General features: G+C 70.9%; 21 protein-coding genes. 11 read left to right on the forward strand and 10 right to left on the reverse strand.

What is annotated here, in order from left to right:
- Positions 1-448: 448 nt before the first annotated feature.
- Together ppdK and dusB are read right to left on the reverse strand one after the other, a co-directional pair.
- Complete coding sequence (gene ppdK / locus AC069X_RS24720) at positions 449-3157, reverse strand: pyruvate, phosphate dikinase (protein WP_478731502.1); 2709 nt, start codon at positions 3155-3157, stop codon at positions 449-451.
- Between the two features lie 366 nt (positions 3158-3523).
- Entirely contained in the window at positions 3524-4666 is a 1143-nt protein-coding gene (gene dusB / locus AC069X_RS24725) for a tRNA dihydrouridine synthase DusB (protein WP_478731504.1), read from the reverse strand.
- A gap of 61 nt (positions 4667-4727) precedes the next feature.
- On the opposite strand from dusB, the gene AC069X_RS24730 reads away from it, so the two are divergent.
- The 3 genes from AC069X_RS24730 (at position 4728) to AC069X_RS24740 (ending at position 8107) form a co-directional block, all read left to right on the forward strand.
- Positions 4728-6260 (forward strand): MFS transporter, encoded by a 1533-nt coding sequence (locus AC069X_RS24730; RefSeq protein WP_478731694.1) that lies wholly within the window; start codon positions 4728-4730, stop codon positions 6258-6260.
- A 155-nt stretch (positions 6261-6415) separates the two neighbouring features.
- On the forward strand, positions 6416-7492 hold the full coding sequence (locus AC069X_RS24735) for an aldo/keto reductase (protein ID WP_478731506.1): 1077 nt from the start codon (positions 6416-6418) through the stop codon (positions 7490-7492).
- A 21-nt stretch (positions 7493-7513) separates the two neighbouring features.
- Positions 7514-8107 (forward strand): TetR/AcrR family transcriptional regulator, encoded by a 594-nt coding sequence (locus AC069X_RS24740; protein ID WP_478731508.1) that lies wholly within the window; start codon positions 7514-7516, stop codon positions 8105-8107.
- A 111-nt stretch (positions 8108-8218) separates the two neighbouring features.
- Here the strand turns inward: AC069X_RS24740 and AC069X_RS24745 are convergent, their stop codons facing one another.
- Positions 8219-9601 carry a glycine--tRNA ligase gene (locus AC069X_RS24745; RefSeq protein ID WP_478731510.1) on the reverse strand — a complete coding sequence of 461 codons (1383 nt, stop codon included), beginning with the start codon at positions 9599-9601 and terminating at the stop codon, positions 8219-8221.
- Between the two features lie 154 nt (positions 9602-9755).
- Here AC069X_RS24745 and AC069X_RS24750 point away from each other — a divergent pair, with 154 nt between their 5' ends.
- The 4 genes from AC069X_RS24750 to AC069X_RS24765 are packed head-to-tail and all read left to right on the forward strand — an operon-like array spanning position 9756 to position 12939.
- Positions 9756-10778, forward strand: a complete 1023-nt coding sequence (locus AC069X_RS24750) for a metal ABC transporter substrate-binding protein (RefSeq protein ID WP_478731511.1) — start codon at positions 9756-9758, stop codon at positions 10776-10778.
- Positions 10779-10804: 26 nt separating this feature from the next.
- Positions 10805-11596, forward strand: coding sequence for a metal ABC transporter ATP-binding protein (locus tag AC069X_RS24755; protein ID WP_478731696.1), 792 nt, complete (start codon positions 10805-10807; stop codon positions 11594-11596).
- Entirely contained in the window at positions 11596-12459 is an 864-nt protein-coding gene (locus AC069X_RS24760) for a metal ABC transporter permease (protein WP_478731512.1), read from the forward strand. The genes AC069X_RS24755 and AC069X_RS24760 overlap by 1 nt, the downstream gene beginning before the upstream one ends.
- 51 nt (positions 12460-12510) lie before the next feature.
- On the forward strand, positions 12511-12939 hold the full coding sequence (locus tag AC069X_RS24765; protein ID WP_478731513.1) for a Fur family transcriptional regulator: 429 nt from the start codon (positions 12511-12513) through the stop codon (positions 12937-12939).
- On the opposite strand, the gene AC069X_RS24770 is transcribed toward AC069X_RS24765, so the two are convergent.
- The 6 genes from AC069X_RS24770 to leuA form a co-directional block, all read right to left on the reverse strand.
- The gene (locus tag AC069X_RS24770; RefSeq protein WP_478731514.1) at positions 12936-13475 is read right to left on the reverse strand and encodes a YcxB family protein; all 540 of its coding nucleotides are present in this window, start codon (positions 13473-13475) and stop codon (positions 12936-12938) included. The genes AC069X_RS24765 and AC069X_RS24770 overlap by 4 nt on opposite strands.
- Before the next feature lie 23 nt (positions 13476-13498).
- On the reverse strand, positions 13499-14320 hold the full coding sequence (locus AC069X_RS24775; protein ID WP_478731516.1) for an isoprenyl transferase: 822 nt from the start codon (positions 14318-14320) through the stop codon (positions 13499-13501).
- Positions 14321-14331: 11 nt separating this feature from the next.
- The gene (gene recO / locus AC069X_RS24780; protein WP_470972259.1) at positions 14332-15078 is read right to left on the reverse strand and encodes a DNA repair protein RecO; all 747 of its coding nucleotides are present in this window, start codon (positions 15076-15078) and stop codon (positions 14332-14334) included.
- An 83-nt stretch (positions 15079-15161) separates the two neighbouring features.
- Positions 15162-16772, reverse strand: a complete 1611-nt coding sequence (locus AC069X_RS24785; RefSeq protein ID WP_478731519.1) for a nucleobase:cation symporter-2 family protein — start codon at positions 16770-16772, stop codon at positions 15162-15164.
- 561 nt (positions 16773-17333) lie between these two features.
- Positions 17334-18029 (reverse strand): TerB family tellurite resistance protein, encoded by a 696-nt coding sequence (locus AC069X_RS24790; protein WP_478731521.1) that lies wholly within the window; start codon positions 18027-18029, stop codon positions 17334-17336.
- Between the two features lie 242 nt (positions 18030-18271).
- Positions 18272-20035: a 2-isopropylmalate synthase gene (gene leuA / locus AC069X_RS24795; protein ID WP_478731522.1), complete on the reverse strand. Its 1764-nt coding sequence runs from the start codon at positions 20033-20035 to the stop codon at positions 18272-18274.
- 365 nt (positions 20036-20400) lie between these two features.
- Between leuA and AC069X_RS24800 the strand changes: the two genes are divergently transcribed.
- The 4 genes from AC069X_RS24800 to AC069X_RS24815 all read left to right on the forward strand — a co-directional run bounded on the left by AC069X_RS24800 (position 20401) and on the right by AC069X_RS24815 (position 23454).
- On the forward strand, positions 20401-21483 hold the full coding sequence (locus AC069X_RS24800) for a M4 family metallopeptidase (protein WP_478731524.1): 1083 nt from the start codon (positions 20401-20403) through the stop codon (positions 21481-21483).
- Between the two features lie 36 nt (positions 21484-21519).
- On the forward strand, positions 21520-21792 hold the full coding sequence (locus tag AC069X_RS24805; RefSeq protein ID WP_478731526.1) for a protealysin inhibitor emfourin: 273 nt from the start codon (positions 21520-21522) through the stop codon (positions 21790-21792).
- A gap of 64 nt (positions 21793-21856) precedes the next feature.
- Entirely contained in the window at positions 21857-22663 is an 807-nt protein-coding gene (locus AC069X_RS24810; RefSeq protein ID WP_478731528.1) for a GNAT family N-acetyltransferase, read from the forward strand.
- A gap of 128 nt (positions 22664-22791) precedes the next feature.
- Positions 22792-23454 carry a class I SAM-dependent methyltransferase gene (locus AC069X_RS24815; RefSeq protein WP_478731530.1) on the forward strand — a complete coding sequence of 221 codons (663 nt, stop codon included), beginning with the start codon at positions 22792-22794 and terminating at the stop codon, positions 23452-23454.
- Positions 23455-23503: 49 nt separating this feature from the next.
- On the opposite strand, the gene era is transcribed toward AC069X_RS24815, so the two are convergent.
- Positions 23504-24454, reverse strand: coding sequence for a GTPase Era (gene era, locus AC069X_RS24820; RefSeq protein ID WP_478731532.1), 951 nt, complete (start codon positions 24452-24454; stop codon positions 23504-23506).
- Positions 24455-24633 lie beyond the last annotated feature (179 nt).

A 24633-nucleotide genomic window follows, 5' to 3' on the forward strand; every position in this document is an offset into this window, starting at 1 on the left:
ATCCCCCCGCCCCACGAGTATGCATGCCGTCACACGTGGTCACCACGCCCTTTCGGCCACAGTTGAAACCCCTTTCGGCAGGGGCGTGACAAGCGAAATCCTGTACTCCGCCAGGCACACTCCGGCGCGACCGAAACGCTCCGTGAAGGCCGTGGGGGGCTTTGCGGGGCCTGGCGGTCGGTCGCACCGGGAAGCGCCGACGTGCCTGGCGGATAGGCGTCAGGCGGTGGACGGGTGGGGATCCGTCCACCGCCTGGCGCCGTAATGACATTGTTGAATATTTCGCGACACGACCCGTCTCGCGGAGCGGCGTCCTGTCCGGACCCCGAAATGGGTTGCGCCCGCCCCCCGGCAGTCAGGGAACCGGGGGGAGGGCGCAGTCAGGGGGCTCACCGGGCCCGTGGGGGCCCGGCGGGCTCTGGGGGCCCCGGAGGACCCCGCAGGGGGCTCAGCGGCTGTCGGAGCCCTTCGCCTCGGCGGCGGCGCGGCCGGCCTCCAGGCGCGCCACCGGGATCCGGAACGGCGAGCAGGAGACGTAGTCGAGGCCGACCTCGTGGAAGAAGTGCACCGACTCCGGGTCGCCGCCGTGCTCACCGCAGACGCCGAGCTTGAGGTCGGGGCGGGTGGCCCGGCCCTGCTCGACCGCGTGGCGCACGAGGGAGCCGACGCCGTCCTTGTCGATGGTCTCGAAGGGCGAGACCCCGAAGATGCCCTTCTCCAGGTACGCGGTGAAGAAGCTGGCCTCGACGTCGTCGCGGGAGAAGCCCCACACCGTCTGGGTCAGGTCGTTCGTGCCGAAGGAGAAGAACTGCGCGGCCTCGGCGATCTGGGCGGCGGTCAGCGCGGCGCGAGGCAGCTCGATCATCGTGCCGACCGACAGCTTGAGGCTGGTGCCGGTGGCGGCCTCGACCTCGGCGATGATCGCGTCGGCCTCCTCGCGGACGATCTCCAGCTCCTGGACGGTGCCCACGAGCGGGACCATGATCTCGGCGCGCGGGTCGCCCTTGGCGTTCTTGCGCTCGGCGGCGGCCTCGGCGATCGCCCGGACCTGCATGGCGAACAGGCCGGGGATGACCAGGCCGAGACGGACGCCGCGCAGACCCAGCATCGGGTTCTGCTCGTGCAGCTTGTGCACGGCCTGGAGCAGGCGCAGGTCGTTCTCGTTGGCGTCCTTGCGGGACTCGGCGAGGGCGACGCGCACCGACAGCTCGGTGATGTCGGGCAGGAACTCGTGCAGCGGCGGGTCCAGGAGGCGGACGGTGACGGGCAGGCCGTCCATCGCCTCGAACAGCTCGACGAAGTCCTTCTTCTGGAGCGGCAGGAGGGCACTGAGTGCCTCCTCGCGCTCGCCGTCGGTGTCCGCGAGGATCAGGCGCTCGACCATCTCGCGGCGCTCGCCGAGGAACATGTGCTCGGTGCGGCACAGGCCGATGCCCTGGGCGCCGAAGCGGCGGGCGCGCAGCGCGTCCTCGGCGTTGTCGGCGTTGGCGCGCACCCGCAGGCGGCGGACCCGGTCCGCGTACGCCATGATCCGGTGCACGGCGCCGACGAGTTCGTCGGCGTCGTCGGCGCCGGCGTGCATGCGGCCCTCGAAGTACTCGACGACCGGGGACGGTACGACGGGTACCTCACCGAGGTAGACCTTGCCGGTGGAGCCGTCGATGGAGACGACGTCGCCCTCTTCGATGACCGTCTCGCCGACCGTCATCCGGCGGCGCTTGGTGTCGACGTCGAGCTCCTCGGCGCCGCAGACGCAGGTCTTGCCCATGCCGCGGGCGACGACGGCGGCGTGCGAGGTCTTGCCGCCGCGCGAGGTCAGGATGCCCTCGGAGGCGATCATGCCGTCGAGGTCGTCCGGGTTGGTCTCGCGGCGGATCAGGATGACCTTCTCGCCGGAGCGGGACCACTTGACGGCCGTGTACGAGTCGAAGACGGCCTTGCCGACCGCCGCGCCCGGGGAGGCGGCGATACCGCGGCCGAGCAGCGTGGTCTTCGCGTCCTCGTCGAAGCGCGGGAACATCAGCTGCGCCAGCTGGTGGCCCGTGACGCGCTGGAGGGCCTCGGCCTCGGAGATCAGGCCCTGGTCGACGAGCTGCGTGGCGATGCGGAAGGCGGCACCGGCGGTGCGCTTGCCGACGCGGGTCTGGAGCATCCACAGCTGGCCGCGCTCGATGGTGAACTCGATGTCGCAGAGATCCTTGTAGTGGGTCTCCAGCGTCGTCATGATCGTCATGAGCTGGTCGTACGAGGCCTTGTCGATGGCCTCCAGGTCCGCGAGCGGGACCGTGTTGCGGATGCCCGCGACGACGTCCTCGCCCTGCGCGTTCTGCAGGTAGTCGCCGTAGACGCCGGCGTGGCCGCTGGCGGGGTCGCGGGTGAAGGCGACACCGGTGCCCGAGTCGGGGCCGAGGTTGCCGAAGACCATGGAGCAGATGTTGACCGCGGTGCCCAGGTCGCTCGGGATGCGCTCCTGGCGGCGGTAGAGCTTGGCGCGGTCGGTGTTCCAGGAGTTGAAGACGGCCTCGACGGCGAGGTCGAGCTGCTCGCGGGCGTCCTGCGGGAACTCCCGGCCGGCCTCCTTGGCGACGATCTTCTTGAAGACCTTGACCAGCTTCTTGAGGTCGGCGGCGTCGAGGTCGGTGTCGACGGCGACCTTCTTGGCGGCCTTGGCGTCGTCGAGGGCGTCCTCGAAGAGCTCGCCCTCCACACCGAGGACGGTCTTGCCGAACATCTGGATGAGGCGGCGGTACGAGTCCCAGGCGAAGCGCTCGTTGTCGGCCTGGGCGGCGAGGCCGACGACGGACTCGTCGGAAAGGCCGATGTTGAGGACCGTGTCCATCATGCCCGGCATGGAGAACTTGGCGCCGGAGCGGACGGAGACCAGCAGCGGGTCGTCCGACTGGCCGAGCTTCTTGCCCATCTTCGCCTCAAGGGCGGTGAGGTGCGCGCTGACCTCGTCGCGGAGCGCGGCCGGGGCCGTGCCGCTCTCGAGGTAGACCTTGCAGGCCTCGGTGGTGATGGTGAAGCCGGGAGGGACGGGGAGACCCAGGTTGGTCATCTCGGCGAGGTTGGCCCCCTTGCCGCCGAGAAGGTCCTTGAGGTCCCGGTTGCCCTCGGTGAAGTCGTAGACGAACTTCTGATCTTTGTTTTCCGACACGGGTCTCGACTCCTCGAGGACTCGGGTGGCTGCCCTGACGGCCAGGAACATACCCAGATCGAAGGCTTCTGGGTATGTCCACTTGGCCGTCATGAGGGCGTAACCACCCGTGCGCCAGGGGATCGAAAGTAACCGATGAGTAATGCGAACGTACGAAGAGCATTCAGAAGCCGAAGCGTGAGAGGCCTCCTGAGGCTTGATCGCGCTCGGATGAGCGATCATCGATACATTTGCGTTCAATTCTTGAACGAACAAAGGGTGGCACCCAGTGCCACCCTTTGAAAGTCTTACCCGTGACTTACGCGCTCATCTGAGCGAAACCCCTCCCATGCGTGGCGTATATCACGCGGCACGGAGGGCGATTTCTCAGCCTCCGGACGTGTCCAGCTCGGCGTCCTCGCTCACACCGGCGCAGTCGTAGGGATCCTTCAACCAGCCATCCGGCAGGACAACCCGGTTGTTTCCGGACGTCCTGCCGCGCGGGCCGTCCGCTCCGTCGGGCCAGGGCTGGTCCAGGTCGAGCTCGCTCAGATGAGCGTCCAGTTCGGCCAGGGAGGAGGTCACCGCGAGCTTGCCCCGCATCTCGGAACCGACGGCGAAGCCCTTGAGGTACCAGGCGACGTGCTTACGGAAATCGATCACACCGCGCGCCTCGTCCCCGATCCACTCACCCAGCAGCTGCGCGTGCCGCAGCATCGTGGCCGCGACCTCCCGCAGCGCCGGCTTGTGGAAGTCCTCCGGGCGCCCCTCGAAGGCGGCCACGAGGTCGTTGAACAGCCACGGCCGGCCCAGGCAGCCGCGCCCGACCACCACGCCGTCGCAGCCGGTCTCGCGGACCATGCGCAGCGCGTCCTCGGCGCACCAGATGTCGCCGTTGCCGAGCACGGGGATCTCCGGCACGTGCTCCTTGAGCCGGGCGATGGCCTCCCAGTCGGCGGTGCCGCCGTAGTGCTGGGCGGTGGTGCGGCCGTGCAGGGCGATGGCGGTGACGCCCTCCTCGACGGCGATCCGGCCGGCGTCGAGGTAGGTGAGGTGGTCGTCGTCGATGCCCTTGCGCATCTTCATCGTCACCGGCAGGTCGCCGGCGCCCGCGACGGCCTCGCGCAGGATGGCGCGCAGCAGGTTGCGCTTGTACGGGAGGGCCGAGCCGCCGCCCTTGCGGGTGACCTTGGGGACCGGGCAGCCGAAGTTGAGGTCGATGTGGTCGGCGCGGTCCTCTTCGACGATCATGCGGACGGCCTTGCCGACGGTCACGGGGTCCACCCCGTACAGCTGAATCGAGCGCGGCTTCTCGGTCGCGTCGAAGTGGATCAGCTGCATGGTCTTGTCGTTGCGCTCGACCAGGGCGCGGGTCGTGATCATCTCGCTCACGAACAGCCCCTTGCCGCCTGAGAACTCGCGGCAGAGCGTGCGGAACGGGGCATTCGTGATGCCGGCCATGGGCGCGAGCACCACCGGGGGCTGCACGGTGTGCGGGCCGATCGCGAGGGGCGGAGGGAGCGTGGTCATCCCCCCATTCTCGCGCACGCGGCGTTCGTTAGTTAGCCGTACTATCGGCGGTATGCATCACATGAGTGACGTGGATCACATGAGCCGCAGGCGTCGCTTGCTCATCCTGGGGATCTGCTGCATGAGCCTGCTGATCGTCAGCCTGGACAACACCGTGCTGAACGTGGCCCTCCCGGCGATGCGCCGCGAGTTCCACGCCTCGGTCTCGGGGATGCAGTGGACCATCGACGCCTACACCCTGGTCATCGCCTCGCTGCTGATACTGGCCGGGTCCACGGCGGACCGGATCGGCCGCCGCAGGGTGTTCGTCTGGGGTCTGGTCCTCTTCACGGCGGGATCGGTGCTGTGCTCGCTGGCGCCGAGCCTCGAATGGCTGATCGTCTTCCGGATGCTCCAGGCCGTCGGCGGGGCGATGCTCAACCCCGTCGCCATGTCGATCATCACCAACACCTTCACCGACCCGAAGGAGCGCGCCCGCGCCATCGGCGTCTGGGGCGCGGTCGTCGGCATCTCCATGGCCGCCGGCCCCCTGGTCGGCGGGCTGCTGGTGGACTCGGTGGGCTGGCGGTCCATCTTCTGGGTCAACCTGCCCGTCGGACTGCTGGCCCTCGTCCTGACCCTGCGGCACGTCCCGGAGTCCCGGTCCGAGCGCCCGCGCCGGCCGGACCCGGTGGGGCAGCTGCTGGTGATGGCGCTGCTGGGCGGCGTGACGTACGCGATCATCGAGGCCCCGGCCCAGGGCTGGGACTCCCCGCCGATCCTCGCGTGCGCGCTGGGCGCCGCGGCCGCGCTGGCCGGGCTGGTGTTCTACGAGTCCCGGCGGGCGGACCCGCTGATCGACCCCCGGTTCTTCCGCAGCGCCCCTTTCAGCGGGGCGACCGTGATCGCGGTGAGCACCTTCGCCTCGCTGTCCGGCTTCCTCTTCCTCACCACCCTCTACCTCCAGGAGGTACGGGGGCTGGACGCCCTGGACGCCGGGCTGCACATGCTGCCGATGGCCGTCTTCGCCTTCCTGTGCGCGCCGGTGTCGGGGCGGCTGGTCGCCAGCCACGGGCCGCGGCCGTCGCTGCTGATCTCGGGGGCGGCCATGGGAGCGAGCGGGCTGCTGTTCGCGGCGTTCTCGGCGGAGACCTCCACCCCGCTGATGTTCACCGGGTACGTGCTCTTCGGCATCGGCTTCGGGCTGGTGAACGCCCCGATCACCAATACGGCGGTGTCCGGGATGCCGCGCGCCCAGGCGGGGGTGGCGGCCGCGGTGGCCTCGACCAGCCGGCAGACCGGCGGGGCGCTGGGCGTGGCCGTCATAGGAGCGGTGCTCGCGGCGGGGACGGCGGGCGGCGCGGACTTCGCGACGGCGACCCGGCCCGCCTGGTGGATCATCACCGGCTGTGCGCTGCTGGTCCTCGTGGTGGGGGCCGTGACCACCGGGCCGTGGGCCCACGCCACGGCGCTGCGCACGGCGCAGTCCCTCCAGCCGTCCGCGTCGGCTCCGTCCGGCCCGCCCTCCGCTCCCCCGCCGGGGCCGGCCTCCGGCCCGGGCCCCCGCATGGACGGCGGACTCCCGCCGGCGCCGGGCCCCGCCCCGGCGGGCTGAGCGCCACCACCGACGACCGCTCCCTGTGCGGCCGGGCCCCGACGGGCCCGGCCGCACACGCGTTCCCGCACCCGCGCCCCCCTTCGCTCAGCCCCACCCGACACGAACGGCTGACAGATATTGAAATCTGTCAGCCGTCATGCCATTCTCGTTCCATGACGAAGAACGAAAACGCCACCGCCACCGCCACCGCCATCACCACCGCCGCCACCCCTGCCGCCGCCCGCCGGCTCGGCACCACCGGGCCCGCCGTCTTCCCGCTGGGGCTGGGCTGCATGGGCATGTCCGCGCTCTACGGAGAGGCGGACCGGGCGGAGTCCCTCGCGACCGTTCACGCCTACCTGGAGGCCGCCCCGGAGGGCATGCACACGCTGCTCGACACCGGCGACTTCTACGGCATGGGCCACAACGAACTGCTGATCAACGAGGCCCTGCGCACCGCCCCGGCGGCGGCCCGCGAGCGGGCGCTGACCAGCGTCAAGTTCGGCGCCCTGCGTACGGTCGAGGGCGGCTTCACCGGGTACGACGGCCGCCCCGAGGCCGTGAAGAACTTCCTGGCCTACTCGCTCCAGCGGCTCGGCCGGGACCACATCGACGTCTACCGGATCGCCCGCGTGGACCCCGACGTCCCGATCGAGGAGACGGTCGGCGCGATCGCCGAGGCCGTCCAGGCCGGACACGTACGGCACATCGGACTCTCCGAGGTCGGCGCGGACACCCTGCGCAGGGCCGCCGCCGTCGCCCCGATCTCGGACCTCCAGATCGAGTACTCGCTGATCTCGCGCGGCATCGAGGAGGAGATCCTGCCGACCGCCCGCGAGCTCGGCATCGGCATCACGGCGTACGGGGTGCTCTCCCGCGGCCTGATCAGCGGGCACTTCACCCGGGACCGGGCGCTGGCCCCGGGCGACTTCCGCGGCATGAGCCCCCGCTTCCAGGGCGACAACCTGCACCGCAACCTCGACCTGGTCGAGGCCCTGCGCAAGGTCGCCGGGGACAAGGGGGTCACCGTGGCCCAGACCGCGATCGCCTGGGTGCTCTCCCGGGGCGAGGACGTCGTGCCGCTGGTCGGCGCCCGGCGCCGGGACCGGCTGGCCGAGGCACTGGGTGCCATGCGGGTCGAGCTGACCGCGGCGGACCTGGCCGCCATCGAGGAGGCCGTCCCCGCGGGGGCCGCGGCCGGCGACCGTTACCCGGCGGCGCAGATGGCCCACCTCGACAGTGAGCACTGAGCTGGCGGTACGGTCGTACCCATGCCCTCCGCTGCCGCCGAACCCCTGACCCCCGAGCGCATCCTCGAAACCACCGAGGAGGTGCTGCGCCGCTTCGGCCCCACCAAGGCGACCGTGGTGGACGTCGCGCGCGCCCTGGGCGTCAGCCACGGCAGCGTGTACCGGCACTTCCCCTCGAAGTCGGCGCTGCGCGAGGCGGTCACGGACCGCTGGCTCGCGAAGAGCGTGGTCATGCTGGAGGAGATCGCCTCGGCTCCCGGGGAGCCCGCCCCCTCCAAGCTGGAGACCTGGCTGGAGGCCCTCTTCGCGGCCAAGCGCCACAAGGCGGGCGACGATCCCGAGCTGTTCGCGACGTACACGGTGCTGCTCGGCGAGAACAGCGGGGTGGTCGACGCGCACCTCGGCGAGCTGATCGACCAGCTGACCCGGATCATCGCCGAGGGCGTCGAGGCCGGCACCCTGGCCGCGCCCGACGTCCCCGCGGCCGCCCGCGCCGTCTTCGACGCCACCGGCCGGTTCCACGATCCGCAGTACGTGGCGGACTGGTTCTCCCCCACCATCCTCACGGAGTTCGAGGCCGTGACCGCGCTCCTCGTCCGGGGCCTGCGGCCCTGAACACCCCGGCGGTCCGGATCGCGGACCGGGCGGCCGCCCGGCGGCACCCGTGAAAAGACCGGTGGCCCGGTGCGCGGATCGCGCACCGGGCCACCGGCCGTCGAGCGGGAACTAGCAGCCGAGCAGACGGCTGCCGAGGTAGCTCTGGATCTGGTCCAGGGAGACGCGCTCCTGCTTCATGGTGTCGCGCTCGCGCACGGTCACCGCGTTGTCGTCCAGGGTGTCGAAGTCGACGGTGACGCAGAACGGCGTGCCGATCTCGTCCTGGCGGCGGTAGCGGCGGCCGATGGCGCCCGCGTCGTCGAACTCGATGTTCCAGTTCTTGCGCAGGTCGGCGGCGAGACCCTTGGCCTTCGGCGACAGGTTCGCGTTGCGCGACAGCGGGAGGACGGCGACCTTGACCGGCGCGAGGCGCGGGTCGAAGCGCATGACCGTGCGCTTCTCCATGGCGCCCTTGGCGTTGGGGGCCTCGTCCTCGACGTACGCGTCGAGCATGAAGGCGAGCATGGCGCGGTTGACGCCGGCCGCCGGCTCGATGACGTACGGGGTGTACTTCTCCTGGGCTTCCTGGTCGTAGTAGACCAGGTCCGTGCCGGAGGCGGCGGAGTGCGCCTTCAGGTCGTAGTCGGTGCGGTTGGCCACGCCCTCCAGCTCGGAGAACTCGCTGCCGCCGAAGTTGAAGCGGTACTCGATGTCGGCGGTCCGCTTCGAGTAGTGGGACAGCTTCTCGGCGGGGTGCTCGTACCAGCGCATGTTCTCCTCGCGCATGCCGAGGCCGCGGTACCAGTTCCACCGCTCCTGCATCCAGTACTCCTGCCACTGCTCGTCCTCGCCCGGCTTGACGAAGAACTCCATCTCCATCTGCTCGAACTCGCGGGTGCGGAAGATGAAGTTGCCGGGCGTGATCTCGTTGCGGAAGGACTTGCCCATCTGCGCGATGCCGAACGGGGGCTTCTTGCGCGAGGAGGTCTGCACCATGGCGAAGTTGGTGAAGATGCCCTGGGCGGTCTCGGGGCGCAGGTACGCCTTGGAGCCGGTGTCCTGGGTCGGGCCGAGGTGGGTCTCCAGCATGCCGGAGAACTGCTTCGGCTCGGTGAACTGGCCCTTCACACCGCAGTGCGGGCAGTTGATGTCGGCCAGGCCGTTCTCGGGGAGGCGGCCGTGCTTGGCCTCGTACGCCTCTTCCAGGTGGTCGGCGCGCTGGCGCTTGTGACAGGAGGTGCACTCGGTCAGCGGGTCGGAGAACGTCGCGACGTGGCCCGAGGCCACCCAGACCTCGGGGGCCAGGATCACGGAGGAGTCGAGACCGACGACGTCCTCACGCCCGGTGACCATGGCCTTCCACCACTGGCGCTTGATGTTCTCCTTGAGCTCGACACCGAGCGGGCCGTAGTCCCAGGCAGCCCTGGAGCCGCCGTAGATGTCACTGCACGGGTAAACGAAGCCACGGCGCTTGCTCAGGCTGACGATGGTTTCGATCTTGTCGGCGGCCACGGTGCTCTCTTCATTACGAGGACGAACGCGAATGCCTCAGGTTACCGGCGCCCGCACCCCCCCTTTCAAATCGGGTATGCCCTTCCGCGGCCTCCGGTACCCCTCCCACCAGGGTTTTTGACAACGGTTTCCATCTTTGATGAAAATGGATGTCATGAACGTACGACGCCTCATACCCACGACCGCCCTCGCCGCCGCCGTCGCCCTCGGCGCGACGGCCCTCACCGCCTGCTCCGCCACCGCCGGCGCCGCGGGTGCGAAGGGCGGAAAGCTGCACGTGACGGCGTCGTTCTACCCCCTCCAGTTCCTCGCCGAGCAGATAGGCGGGGACCACGTCACGGTCGACACCCTCACCAAGCCGGGCGTCGAGCCGCACGACCTGGAGATCACCCCGAAGCAGACCGGGCAGCTCTCCGAGTCGGACGTGGTCCTCTACCTCAAGAACCTCCAGCCCGCCGTCGACAAGGCCGTCGCCCAGTCCGGCGTGAAGAACGTCGTCGACGCCGCCACCCTCACCAAGATGGAGGTCCACAGCGCCGAGGGCCACAAGGAGGCCGAGGGTCACCAGGAGGCCGAGGGCCACGGGGACCACGAGGGTCACGACCACGCGGCCGAGGGCGGAGCCGACGAGCACGACCACGCGCACGGCGAGGCCGGCGAGGACCCGCACGTCTGGCTCGACCCCACCAAGTACGCCGAGATCGCCAAGGGCTTCGGCGCCGCCCTGGAGAAGGCCGACCCCGGCCACGCGGCGGACTACAAGAAGAACACCGACGAGCTGGTCGCCAAACTGGGCTCGCTGGACACGGAGTTCAAGGACGGCCTGAAGAACACGGCCTCCAAGACCTTCATCACCACCCACTCCGCCTTCGGCTACCTCGCGGAGCGCTACGGCCTCGACCAGGAGGGCATCTCCGGCGTCGACCCCGAGGCCGAGCCCAGCCCGGCCCGCATGAAGGAGCTCCAGGCCGTCGCGAAGAAGGACAATGTCACCACCGTCTTCTTCGAGACCCTCGCCAGTGACAAGACCGCCAAGAGCCTCGCCCGCGACACGGGCCTGACCACCGACGTCCTCGACCCCCTCGAGGGGATCAGCGACAAGTCGCAGGGCGCCGACTACTTCGAGGTCATGCGGTCCAACCTGAAGAACCTCCAGAAGGCACTCGGAGCCAAGTGATGACAGCAGCAACGGAGGCGCGCGCCATGCAGTCCACTCCACGAGGGGCCGAGGACCAGCCCGTCATATCCCTGCGCGGGGCCACGGCCTCGCTCGGCTCGCGCCCCGTGCTGCGCGGCATCGACCTCACCGTCCACCGCGGTGAGGTCGTCGCCCTGCTCGGCGCCAACGGCTCCGGCAAGTCCACCGCCGTCCGCGCCGTCGTCGGCCAGGTCCCGCTCACCGGCGGGGAGCTCTCGCTCTTCGGCACCGAGTTCAAGCGCTTCCGCGCGTGGTCGCGCATCGGGTACGTCCCCCAGCGCACCACCGCCGCCAGCGGCGTCCCGGCCACCGTCCGCGAGGTCGTCTCCTCCGGACGCCTGGCCCGCACCCGCTTCGGCGTCCTGCGCAAGGCCGACAAGGCCGCCGTGGAGGCCGCCCTGGCCCTCGTCGACATGGAGGGCCACGCCGACGTCTCGGTCAACGCCCTCTCGGGCGGCCAGCACCAGCGCGTGCTGATCGCCCGGGCGCTCGCCGTCGAACCCGAGCTGCTGATCATGGACGAGCCCATGGCGGGCGTGGACCTGGGCAACCAGGAGGTCCTGGCGACCGCCGTACGGCAGCAGGTGGCCGCCGGCACCACCGTGCTGCTCGTCCTGCACGAGCTGGGCCCGCTGGAGCCGCTGATCGACCGGGCCGTCGTCCTGCGCGACGGCTGCGTCACCCACGACGGCCCGCCCCCGGAGGCCGTGGGCCAGCACGCCCTGCCCGGCCACGACCACGTACACCCCCACGCGGCGCACGACGCCGAGCCCCTGCGGACGGGACTGCTGAGCTGATGGACCTCCTGAACTACGCCTTCATGCAGCGCGCGCTGATCGCCGCCGCGCTGGTCGGCATCACCGCGCCCGCGATCGGCACGTACCTCGTCCAGCGCCGCCAGGCCGTCATGGGCGACGGACTCGGCCACGTCGCCATGACCGGCGTCGCGCTCGGCTTCGTCCTCCAGACCAGCCCCGTGTGGATGGCCACCCTGGTCGCGGTCGTCGGCGCCGTCGGCATGGAGCTGATCCGCTCGCGCGGAAAGACCAGCGGGGACGTGGCCCTGTCGATGCTCTTCTACGGCGGCCTGGCCGGCGGCGTGATGATCATCAACGTCGGGGGCGGCTCCACGACGAGCCTGATCAGTGCCATGTTCGGCTCGATCACCACCGTCGCGCCCGAGGACGTCACCGCGATGGCGGTCCTCGCCGCGTTCGTCCTCGCCGTCACCGTCGGCATGCGCCGCCAGCTCTTCGCCGTGTGCCAGGACGAGGAGTTCGCCCGCGTCACCGGACTGCCGGTGCGCGCGCTGAACCTGCTGCTCGCCGTCACCGCCGCCGTCACCGTCACCGTCGCGATGCGGATCGTCGGCCTGCTGCTGGTCAGCGCCATGATGGTGATCCCGGTGGCCGCCGCCCAGCGGCTCACCCGCGGCTTCGCCGCGACCCTGGGCCTGGCCGTCGCGATCAGCCTCACCGTCTCCCTGACCGGCACGGCGGCCACGTACTACATCGACGCGCCGTCCGGCGCCACGATCGTGCTGCTCGCGATCGGCGTCTTCATGGCGCTGACGGGTCTGTCCGCTCCGCTGGCCAGGCGCCGCGCCAAGGCCTCCCGGGACTCGGCGGAGGTCTGCCTCCGGGACGACGTGAAGGTCTAGGGCCGGCAGCCGCCTGGCACAATGGCGGCAGGCCGAAACGAGGAGGAACCGGTGGCGACTGCGCCTGGCGAGACGGGTACCGCGCCAGTACGAGGGCGATCCACCCGGCAGCGGGCTGCCGTGGCGGCGGCGCTGGACGAGGTGGACGAGTTCCGCAGTGCCCAGGAGCTGCACGACATGCTCAGGCACCGCGGTGACTCCGTGGGCCTGACCACCGTGTACCGCACCCTCCAGTCCCTCGCGGACGCCGGTGAGGTGGACGTGCTGCGCACCAGCGACGGCGAGTCCGTGTACCGGCGCTGCTCCACCGGGGAGCACCACCACCACCTGGTCTGCCGCAAGTGCGGCAAGGCGGTCGAGGTGGAGGGTCCGGCCGTGGAGAAGTGGGCGGAGTCGATCGCGGCCGAGCACGGCTACGTGAACGTGGCGCACACCGTGGAGATCTTCGGCACCTGCGCGGACTGCGCGGCCGCCGGCTAGTCCACGGCCTGGCCGAGCCGGGTCAGGTTCCGGTCGAAGAACGATCGGATCCGGTCGACATCCCCGGGGGCCGCGGCCGCGCGCTTCGGCAGCCAGCCCAGGTCCCCGTTGAAGAACACGAGGACGAAGAGGCCCCGGGTCTCGGCCCAGCCCTCGTACTTGTCCCACTTGTAGGCCACCGCCGTCCCGTCGGGACGGTGGTTCTGCGTACCCCGCTCGGTGACGACGAACCTGTACTCGGGGTGTTCCGCGGCCCAGCGGTGCATCCGGCGCGCCCGCCGCGTCAGGTCCAGCCAGAGCCAGACGGCGGCCGGGACGAGTCCCGCCCCGCCCGCCAGGGCCAGGCCGGCCGGGTCCACGGCACGGCCGTGCTGGGCCGCGATCAGCGCGACCGGCACCGCGGGGAGGGCGACCAGCCACAGCAGCAGCTCCCGGCGGCCCGCGGCCGTCCGCAGGGCGCGCCACCGCAGTACCTCCCACGCGTCACGGCGGGCCGCGCCGTAGCGCAGCTCCACCGCCTGGTCAGTCGTGTCCATGACGGCGGAGCCTAGCGGAGGCCTCAGCTGCCGGAGCCCTCGGGCTGGTTCGGGACGGCGCCGCCGAAGCGGCGGTCGCGCTGCGCGTACTCCAGGCAGGCGTCCCAGAGGTTGCGGCGGTCGAAGTCCGGCCACAGCACGTCCTGGAAGACCATCTCGGCGTACGCGCTCTGCCAGATCAGGTAGTTGGAGGTGCGCTGCTCGCCGCTGGGGCGCAGGAACAGGTCCACGTCCGGCATGTCGGGGTAGTAGATGTACTTGGCGAAGGTCTTCTCGTTGACCTTCGACGGGTCCAGCTTGCCGGCCGCCACGTCGCGGGCGATGGCCTGCGCCGCGTCCGCGATCTCCGCGCGCCCGCCGTAGTTGACGCAGAAGTAGAGGGTCATGGCGTCGTTGTCGACGGTCTGCTCCTGGGCGATCTGGAGCTCCTGGACGACCGACTTCCACATCTTCGGCATGCGCCCGACCCAGCGGATCCGGATGCCCAGCTCGTTCATCTCGTCGCGGCGGCGGCGGATGACGTCGCGGTTGAAGTTCATGAGGAAGCGGACCTCGTCGGGCGTGCGCTTCCAGTTCTCCGTCGAGAAGGCGTAGAGGGAGAGGTTCTTGACGCCCATCTCCAGACAGCCCTTGAGCACGTCGAGGACGACGCCCTCGCCGACCTTGTGCCCCTCGGTGCGCGGCAGGCCGCGCTCCTTGGCCCAGCGGCCGTTGCCGTCCATGACGACGGCGACGTGGTTCGGGACCAGCTCACCGGGGATCTTCGGCGGGCGCGCACCGGACGGGTGCGGCTCGGGAACCTTGTACTCGCGGCGAGAGCGTCCCAGAATCCCGCGTCGTGCCATGTGCCCAGCTCCTATTTCTCGACGTATCGGAGGGAGCGTAGCCCGCGCTCCAGATGCCAGTGCAAATAGGCCGAGACCAGCCCGCTGCCCTCCCGCGCGTGGCGCGCCTCGCAGGCGTCCGCGTGCTTCCAGTCGCCCGTCAGCAGGGCACTGAGCAGGGCGATGGCCTCCGACGAGGGTACGACGGAGCCCGGCACCCGGCAGTCACCGCATATGACCCCGCCCGCGGCGACGGAGAAGTGCCGGTTGGGTCCGTGGATCCCGCACTTCGCGCAGTCCTCGAAGCTGGGGGCGTAGCCGTTGACGGCGAGGGAGCGCAGCAGGAAGGCGTCGAGGATCAGGTGCGGCTCGTGCTCGCCGCGGGAGAGCGTGCGCAGGGCGCCGACCAGCAGCAGGTACTGCTGTACGGCGGGCTCGCCCTCGTTCTCGGTGAAGCGCTCGGCGGTCTCCAGCATGGCGGTGCCGGCGGTGTAGCGGGCGTAGTCGGTGGCGATGCCGTTGCCGTAGGGGGCGATGATCTCGGTCTGGGTGCACAGCGGCAGGCTGCGGCCGACGAGCTCGCTGCCGCGCGCGAAGAACTGCACGTCGGCGTGGGAGAAAGGTTCCAGCCGGGCGCCGAACTTGGACTTGGTGCGCCGCACCCCGCGCGCGACGGCGCGTACGCGGCCGTGGCCGCGGGTGAGGAGCGTGATGATGCGGTCCGCCTCCCCCAGCTTCTGGGTGCGCAGCACGATGCCGTCGTCGCGGAAGAGACTCATGGCCCCATTGTCCCCCGGGCGCGGACAGCGCCGACCCCCGTCCGGACCGGAGTCCGGACGGGGGTCGGCACCCCTTGGGAGGATCAGGAGGCGGGCGCACCCGCGTCGTCGGCGGCCTTGTCCGAGGCCGCCTTCTCCGAGGCCGCCTTCTCCACGGCCGCCTTGTCCGAGGCCGCCTTCTCGGGAGCCGTCTTCTCGGGAGCCGTCTCCTCCGGGGCGGACGTCACGGAGGCGGCCTTCTCGGCGCCGGCCGGGGCGGCCACCGGCTGGGCGGGCACCAGGGCCTCGGCCAGGGCCTCGACCGGGGCCTCGGCCTTGGCGGCGGCGGTCCGGGCGTCGTCCTTGGCCAGGCCGTTGAAGATCAGGTTGAGGACGATGGCGGCGGTGGCACCGAGGGTCACACCGCTGTTGAGGAGCGAGGACAGGTCCGGGTCCATGTACTTGGAGAAGAGGACCGGGACCGTGGCCGGGAGCAGGGCGAAGGCGAGGGAGACGCCGACGATCAGCGCGTTCTTCTCCTCCTTGAGGTCCACCTTGGCCAGGGTCTGGATGCCGGCCAGGGCGACCATGGCGAACATGACGGTGGCGGCGCCGCCGAGGACCCCGTGCGGGACGGCGGCCACGATCGCGGCGGCCTTGGGCAGCAGACCCAGGATGATCATGAAGACACCGGCGGCGACGACCACGAAGCGGCTCTTGACCTTGGTCATCCGCACCAGGCCGACGTTCTCGGCGAACGCGACGTACGGGAAGGAGTTGAGGGCGCCGCCGAGGGCGGTCGCGGCGCCGTCGGCGCGCAGGGCGCGGGCGACGGTCTCGCTGTCGACCTCCTTGCCGACGATGTCGCCGACCGCGTAGGTGTCGCCGGTCGTCTCGACCATGGTGATCAGCATGACGATCAGCATCAGGACGATCGGGAACCACTCGAACTTCGGGACGCCGAAGTGGAAGGGCGTGGTGACACCGATCCAGTCCGCGTTGCCGACGTCACCGAACTTGGCGTCCCCGAGGGCGAACGCGACGCCGGTGCCGACGACCAGGCCGAGGAGGATCGCGATGCTGGAGAGGAACGGCTTGCCGAGCTTCATCAGGATCAGGATGAAGAGCATCGTGCCGCCGGCGTAGGCGAAGTTCTTCGGGTCGCCGAAGTCGGGGCTGCCGAGTCCGCCGGCCGCGTCGTTGAGGCCGACCGGGATCAGGACGACGCCCAGCACCGTGATGACCGTGCCGGTGACCACCGGCGGGAAGAGCCGCATGACCGCCCGGAACGCCTTGGCGGGCAGCCAGGCGAAGGCGAAGGTGGCGATACCGGCGGTGATCACCGCGCCGTAGATGACCAGCAGCGCGGCGGTACCGCCGCCGGCGCCCAGGCCGATGGCGATCATCGGGGACACCGCGGTGAAGGTCACACCCTGGATCAGCGGCAGCCTGGCGCCGATCCGGCCGATGCCCCAGGCCTGGATGATCGAGGCGATACCGCAGGTGAAGAGGTCCGCGTTGATCAGGTAGACGAGCTGTTCAGGGCTCAGCTTGAGTGCGCTGCCCACGATGATCGGGACGATCACCGCGCCGGCGTAGAAGGCGAGTACGTGCTGGAAGCCGTACAGCGCGAGCTTGGGGAGGGGGAGCACCTCGTCGACCGGGTGCGTGCTCTGCTCTCCGTTGGCGGAAAGCCGGGCGGCGACACGTGCCATCTCTGCCTTGCCCTTCAGAAGGTAGGTAACTGAGAGGAATCTGGGAGGAATCTGGTTATCCCTGGCCGGAGTGGGTCGTTAACCCGTTGGTCCGCCGGGGTTGTCAGTGGGAACACACGGAACTCGTCGCGATGACCGGAATTGAACGCCTGTGGAAGTGCTCACAGATATCGTCGACTTCGACAAAGTGTTGACGTTCCGGGACGTTCGATTGAGAGGTTTCTCCAGTGGCGGGCGGCCCCGCACAGGAGTATGGGAGACCCGGCGCCGAAGGCGTCGTTCCCGCTGCGCACCTGCGAAGTTCCCTGCCCTGACAGGCCGATACCGGGTTCGCAAGTATTCGGCCACGCAAATCAGAGGGGCCAATTCCGGCCGTCCGAAATGCGGAATTCCTGTACGGAAGTAGGGACTCCATCCCATGTGCGCACCAAACTACCGTCCGGTTCATGTCCGTGAGGCCGGATCGTTACCTCCCGGGCATCCGCATGGTGGAATTCCGGCCCGGAACGCGGCCGGGCCCGGCGGAAATCCGCCGGGCCCGGGCCTTCGTACGCGTACCGCTCAGGGCGCGCGCACCGCCGACAGCAGTCCGGACACCTCGTCCGTGCCCATCCGCAGCGCCGCGCCGACGGTGGCCAGCACCTCCCGCTCGGCCGGGATGTAGGGCCCGTCCGCGAGGGCGATCCGGGCGCCCTGGAGCAGGATCGACTCCCGCCCCGGCCCCGCCAGGTGCGGGGCGAGCGGCTCCAGCGCCTCGTGCAGCTCTATCGACAGCGCGGCCCCGCAGCACTCCGGCCCGTCGTACAGGCCCAGCCGGCCCTCGTCGGTGGCCAGCGCGTCCACGAGGGACTCCAGCTGCTCCGCGGTGCAGTCCTGGAACCCGGCCGCCCGTACGGCCGACACGGCGGCCTCCAGCGCGCTGCGCGAGGCCGTCCCGCCCGCCGCGAGCACGGCCAGCGCCACGGTGTGCACCGCGTCGCGCAGCAGTGCCGAGAAGCGGGTGGTGGTCAGGTGGTCCAGCACGTCGGTGTCGAAGCGGTGCCGGCAGCCCTGGCACTCGACGACGGGTCCGGCCTGGCCGCGCGGCAGCAGCGGCACGCCGAGCACGGTGAAGCGCCTGCGCCCGGTGCGCCGGCGGTAGTTGCGGTCACCGCCGCAGCCGGGGCAGAAGAACTCCCCGTCTCCCACGGTGCTCCAGGTGGTGCGGATGCCCCAGACGGTCAGCTTCCGGCCGTCCCCACCCCGAACTGGCAGCACGTCGCACCTCCATAACCTTCCGGCGGCACCGCCGGGTTGGCGTGATGTTAGCCACATCGGTGAGGATGCGTCAGTCGTGCGACAAGACAACATCGGGCGGGGGCGGGAGTTGGCCGAAGTGCGCCCCCGGTCACCGGGGCGGTCCTGCCGCTGGACGGCGGCCGCCCGGCCCGCCGGGCGGCCCTGGGTGCGACGGAGCCCCCGTCCTCCCGTACGGAGGGACGGGGGCTCCGTCCGGGTGACTAGCGGCCCGCGCGGTTGACGGCGGAGATGACCGCCTTCAGGGAGGCGCGGGTGGTGTTGGCGTCGATGCCGATGCCCCACAGGACCCGGCCGTCGATCGCGCACTCGATGTACGAGGCGGCGACCGCGGAGGCGCCCTCGCTCATGGTGTGCTCGGTGTAGTCCAGCAGGCGGGCGTCGACGCCGATGCCGGCCAGCGCGTCGAAGAAGGCCGAGATCGGACCGTTGCCGGTGCCGTTCAGGATCGTCTCCACGCCGTCCACGACCGCCTCGACGGTCAGCGTGTCGGTGCCGTCCTTGTCGGTGGCGGTGGAGCCGGAGCGCAGCTGGATGCGGCCCCACGGGTTCTCGGGGTTGGGCAGGTACTCGTCCGAGAAGACCTCCCAGATCGCCTTCGGCGTGACCTCGCCGCCCTCGGCGTCGGTCTTGGCCTGGATGATCCGCGAGAACTCGATCTGCATGCGGCGCGGCAGGTCCAGCTTGTGGTCGTTCTTCAGGACGTACGCGATGCCGCCCTTGCCGGACTGCGAGTTGACCCGGATGACCGCCTCGTAGGAGCGGCCGACGTCCTTCGGGTCGATGGGCAGGTACGGGACCGCCCACTCGATCTCGTCGACGGTCTTGCCCTGGGCGGCCGCGTCGGCCTCCATGGCGTCGAAGCCCTTCTTGATGGCGTCCTGGTGGGAGCCGGAGAAGGCGGTGTAGACCAGGTCGCCCGCGTAGGGGTGGCGCGGGTGGACCTCCATCTGGTTGCAGTACTCGCTGGTGCGGCGGATCTCGTCGATCTGCGAGAAGTCGATCTGCGGGTCGATGCCCTGCGAGAAGAGGTTCATGCCCAGGGTGATCAGGTCGACGTTCCCGGTGCGCTCGCCCTGCCCGAACAGGCAGCCCTCGACGCGGTCGGCGCCGGCCATCAGCGCCAGCTCGGCGGCGGCGACGGCGGTGCCCCGGTCGTTGTGCGGGTGCACGGAGATGCAGATGTGCTCGCGGCGGGTCAGGTTGCGGGCCATCCACTCGAAGCGGTCCGCGTGGGTGGACGGCGTCGAGCGCTCCACGGTGGCGGGCAGGTTCAGGATGATCTCGCGGCCCTCGCCCGGCTGCCAGACGTCGCAGACGGCCTCGCAGACCTCCAGGGCGAAGTCCAGCTCGGTGTCGGTGAAGATCTCCGGGCTGTACTGGTAGCCGAAGACCGTCTCGGGGCCCAGCAGCTTCTCGGCGTACTCCATGACCAGGCGGGTGCCGTCGACGGCGATCTGCTTGATCTGCTCCTTGGAGCCGCGGAAGACCACCCGGCGGAAGGTCGGCGCGGTCGCGTTGTACAGGTGCACGGTGGCGCGCTTGGCGCCGATCAGCGACTCGACGGTCCGCTCGATCAGGTCCTCGCGGGCCTGGGTCAGTACGGAGATGGTGACGTCGTCCGGGATCGCGCCCTCTTCGATGATGGAGCGCACGAAGGCGAAGTCGGTCTCGCCGGAGGACGGGAAGCCGACCTCGATCTCCTTGTAGCCCATGCGCACCAGCAGGTCGAACATCTCGCGCTTGCGGGCGGGGGTCATCGGGTCGATCAGCGACTGGTTGCCGTCGCGCAGGTCGGTGGAGAGCCAGCGGGGAGCCTTGGTGATCCGGGCGTCCGGCCAGGTGCGGTCCGGGATGTCCACCTGCTCGTAGACGCCGTACTTGTGGATCGGCATGCCGGAGGGCTTCTGGGAGTGGGTCGCGTTCGTGATGGGCGTGGGGCGACCGACGAAAGTGTGCTGGCTCATGGCGTTGGGCTCCTCGCGTGTCCGCGTGTAGTTCGCTGAACGGCCGACGGCGGTCGTAAAAACCGCAACACCAAACTCCGCGGGGAGGGGGCCGGCCTACGACTACAGACCCTCGCCGCGGCAGCTAAGGAGAAGCAGCCCGAAACGCATGATGGGCCGAGCCTAACCGAGCCGCGCCGTATCGCGAGGACCTGTTTCAGTATGCAAGACCCGGGTGCCCGATTTGCACCTTTTGTGAGCTACGACTCCTTCCGTGCGCCCAGGTCAGGGCGATCCGTCAACGCGGCGCGCCAGGTTTGAGACAACCGAATGAATCATGGTCGCCGGTAGTGACAGCGTCATGACCCACTGCCACATTGCCGTGCATGGATGCCTTCCTTTCCCCCGTCCACACCCCCCACCACCCCGTCTTCTGCACCGTCGTGCCGCCGCACCTGCTCCGCAGGGCCGCCCAGTCCCCGGACGGCACCCGGGCCGAGGCCGCCCTGCGGACCCTCGAACACGACAGCGGCCTGCGCGAGCGGCGGCAGGTCAACGCCCTCAGGGGCATCGCCCCCTCCCTGGTCGACGCGCCCGCCGAAGGGCCGGCCCGGACCGTCTACGACGCCCAGCACCGCACCCGCCTGCCGGGGAAGAAGGTCCGCGGGGAGGGCTCCGAACCGGGCAAGGACGCCACCGTCAACCGCGCCTACGCCGGGCTCGGGGCGACGTACGAACTCTTCCTGAAGGCCTTCGGCCGGCACTCCATCGACGACTCCGGACTTCCGCTGGACGCGACCGTCCACTACGGCCAGGACTACAACAACGCCTTCTGGGACGGCCGCCAGATGGTCTTCGGCGACGGCGACGGGGACCTGTTCCTCGACTTCACCGTGTCGGTGGACGTCATCGGGCACGAGCTGGCCCACGGCGTCACCCAGTACACGGCCAACCTCGACTACCACGGCCAGTCCGGGGCGCTCAACGAGTCCATGTCGGACGTCTTCGGCTCGCTGATCAAGCAGTACTCCCTGGGGCAGACCGCCGACCAGGCGGACTGGCTGATCGGTGCCGGGCTGCTGGGGCCGAACGTCACCGGGGTCGCGCTGCGCTCGATGAAGGCGCCCGGCACCGCGTACGACGACGACGAGCTCGGCAAGGACCCGCAGCCCGCGACGATGGACGACTACGTCGACACCAGCCGCGACAACGGCGGCGTCCACATCAACTCGGGCATCCCCAACCACGCCTTCTACATCGCGGCCACCGAACTGGGCGGCAAGGCCTGGGAGCGGGCCGGGCAGATCTGGTACGACACGCTGACCGGCGGGGAACTGGGCGAGCGGGCCGACTTCAAGACCTTCGCCCGGCTGTCGACGGCCGCGGCCGTCGCCCGGTACGGCGAGGGCGGCGCGGAGCACCAGGCGCTCCAGAAGGCCTGGTCGTCCGTCGGCCTGGCCCAGGAGTGATGTCCGGGCGGGCCGTTCTCGGGTAGAAGGGGCACCATGCGGATCGAAGTGGTGCGGACGGGCGGTTTCGCCGGGATCGAGCGCCGGGCCGAGGTGGACACCTCGGGCCGGCCCGACGAGGAGGAGTGGCAGGCGCTGGCCCTGCTGGCCCTGCGGCCGGACCCGCGGGCCGGGCAGGGGCAGGGCGGGGTGCGGGACGGGTTCTCGTACCGGATCACGGTGGACGGGCGGACGGTGTCCTGCCAGGACCCGCACCTCTCGGACGCCCAGCGGAGCCTGGTCTCCCGGGTCCTCAAGGAAGGCGCGTAGCGGCGGGCGGCCGGCCCCCGGCAAACGGGGTGCCCGCCCGGGGCGGTCCTGCTTGGATGGCGGGATGACCGAAACGATCTTGGCCACCCTGGAGCAGTACTACGACGCCGTCCCCCGCCGGGGCGGTGCGCGCGGCGAGGACTTCGGGCCGCTGACCCTGTTCGTGCAGGAGGGGCAGGGCTGGCAGTACTACGCGCGCCCCGCGCTCGGCGGCGCCGACGCGAACGCCGCGGACGTGCTCAGGGTGCTGGAGAGACAGCGGGAACTGAAGGTGCCCGAGTCCATCGAGTGGGTGGCCGAAACCACCCCCTCGCTGCGGGCCGCGGTGGAGGCCGCGGGCCTGCACGTGCACGCCCACCCGCTGATGGCGCTGGACGCCGGTGCCGAGCCGCTCCCGCCGCATCCCGAGGTACGACTGCTCGGCCCCGGGGACCCGCTGCTGGGGGCCGCCGTGACCGTGCCGGCGCTGGCCTTCCGCGAGCCGGGCACCGCCCTGGGCACCGCCGGGCCGGCGGAGCTGGCGACGGCGCTGGCCGACCCGGGGGCCGAGGAGCGCCGGGCCCGCGTCTCGGCGATGCTCGCGGACGGCCGCACCGCGATGGCCGCCGCCGTGCGCGACGGCCAGGTGCTGTGCTCGGGCCAGTACAACCCCGTCGGGGACGTCGCCGAGGTCGTCGGCGTCGGCACCCTGCCCACGGCCCGCCGCCAGGGGCTGGCCCTCGGGGTGACGGCGGCCCTGGTCGCCGAGGCCCGCGCGCGGGGCGCCCGTACGGTCTTCCTCTCGGCCGGCGACGAGGACGTGGCCCGCGTCTACGCCCGCGCCGGCTTCCGCAGGGTCGGGACGGCCCTGATCGCCGAACCGGAGGCATAGGGGCCGCACCGGGCCCGGATGCGGGCCCGGGCCCTGCGTTGTTGCCGGTTCGGCAACGGAAGTTGCCCGTGCGGTGGCCGCGGCGCAGCATCGGCCGTACCGGCAGCCCCGTACAGGAAGAGGACCCCATGTCCCAGCAGCAGCGCCACGGCCACCACCAGGACGGGGACCACCCCGCGGGCGAGGAGTGGTGGGACGCCCGCTACCGCGAGAGCACCCGCATCTGGAGCGGCAAGCCCAACGAGGTCCTGGTCCGCGAGACCGCCGGCCTCACGCCCGGCCGCGCCCTCGACCTCGGCTGCGGCGAGGGCGCCGACGCCGTGTGGCTGGCCCGGCAGGGCTGGCGGGTCACCGGGACCGACATCTCGGGGGTGGCCCTGGAGCGGGCGGCCGAGCACGCCGCCGAGGCGGACCTCGGCGACCGCGTCGAACTGCGGCGCCACGACCTGGCGGAGTCCTTCCCCGACGGGGAGTTCGACCTGGTCTCGGCGTGCTTCCTGCACTCGTACGGCGACTTCCCGCGCGAGCGGATCCTGCGCGCGGCGGCGTCCGCCGTGGCCCCCGGCGGGATCCTGCTGATCGCGGGCCACGCCGGCGGTCCGTCCTGGGACCCGGACGCGCACGCCGACCTCCACTTCCCGACCCCGGACGAGGTCCTCGCGCAGCTGGAGCTGCCGGAGGGCGGCTGGGAGGTGCTGCTCGCGGCCGAGCACGTCCAGGCCATGACGGCCCCCGACGGGCGGCCGGGGACCCGTACGGACAACGCGCTGAAGCTGCGCCGCGTCCTGTAGCGGGGGCCCGTGGGGGGCGCAGGGGCCCAGGGGGCCTGGCCCAGGGGGCCTAGAACCCGAGCTTGCGGAGCTGCTTGGGGTCGCGCTGCCAGTCCTTGGCGACCTTCACGTGCAGGTCGAGGAAGACCGGCGTGCCGAGCAGCGCCTCGATGTGCTTGCGGGACTTCATGCCGACCTCCTTCAGGCGCGAGCCCTTGGGGCCGATGATGATGCCCTTCTGGCTGGGGCGCTCGATGTAGACGTTGGCGTGGATGTCCAGCAGCGGCCGGTCCGCGGGCCGGTTCTCGCGCGGGATCATCTCCTCGACGACGACGGCGATGGAGTGCGGCAGCTCGTCCCGCACGCCTTCCAGCGCGGCCTCGCGGATCAGCTCCGCGACCATCACCATCTCGGGCTCGTCGGTGAGGTCGCCCTCCGGGTACAGCGGGGGGCTTTCGGGCAGCAGCGGCGCGATCAGGTCGGCCAGCAGCTGCACCTGGTTGTCGCCGACCGCCGAGACGGGGACGATCTCGGCCCACTCGATGCCGAGCTCGGCGCCCAGCTGGTGGATGGCGAGGAGCTGCTCGGCCAGCTGCTTGGACTCGACCAGGTCGGTCTTGGTGACGATGGCGATCTTGGGGGTCTTCTTGATCCCCGCGAGCTCCTTGGCGATGAACTTGTCGCCGGGGCCGAGCTTCTGGTCGGCGGGGAGGCAGAAGCCGATGACGTCGACCTCGGCCCAGGTGGTCCGCACGACGTCGTTCAGCCGCTCGCCGAGCAGCGTGCGCGGCTTGTGCAGGCCGGGGGTGTCCACCAGGACCAGCTGTGCGTCGGGGCGGTGCACGATGCCGCGGACGGTGTGGCGGGTGGTCTGCGGCCGGTTCGAGGTGATCGCGACCTTGGTGCCCACGAGCGCGTTGGTCAGGGTCGACTTGCCCGCGTTGGGGCGGCCGACGAAGCAGGCGAAGCCCGCGCGGTGCGGGGCGGTGGGCTCGGGGGAACGATCGCTCATACGGGCCATTCTCCCCGATGCGGCCCCCCGCGCCGACCAGACCGGCACCCCGGGCGCCGTACGCCTCCCCCGGGCCCGGCCGCGCGGTGCCCGGGAGGGCACCCGGAGCCTTCTCCCCGCCCCGTCCGTCCGCCGCTTCGCCCCGGCACCGCGTGGGGCGGGGCGCCCGGCGGCCGGAGACGGGAGGC

It is taken from the genome of Streptomyces sp. NPDC043896 (assembly GCF_056435605.1).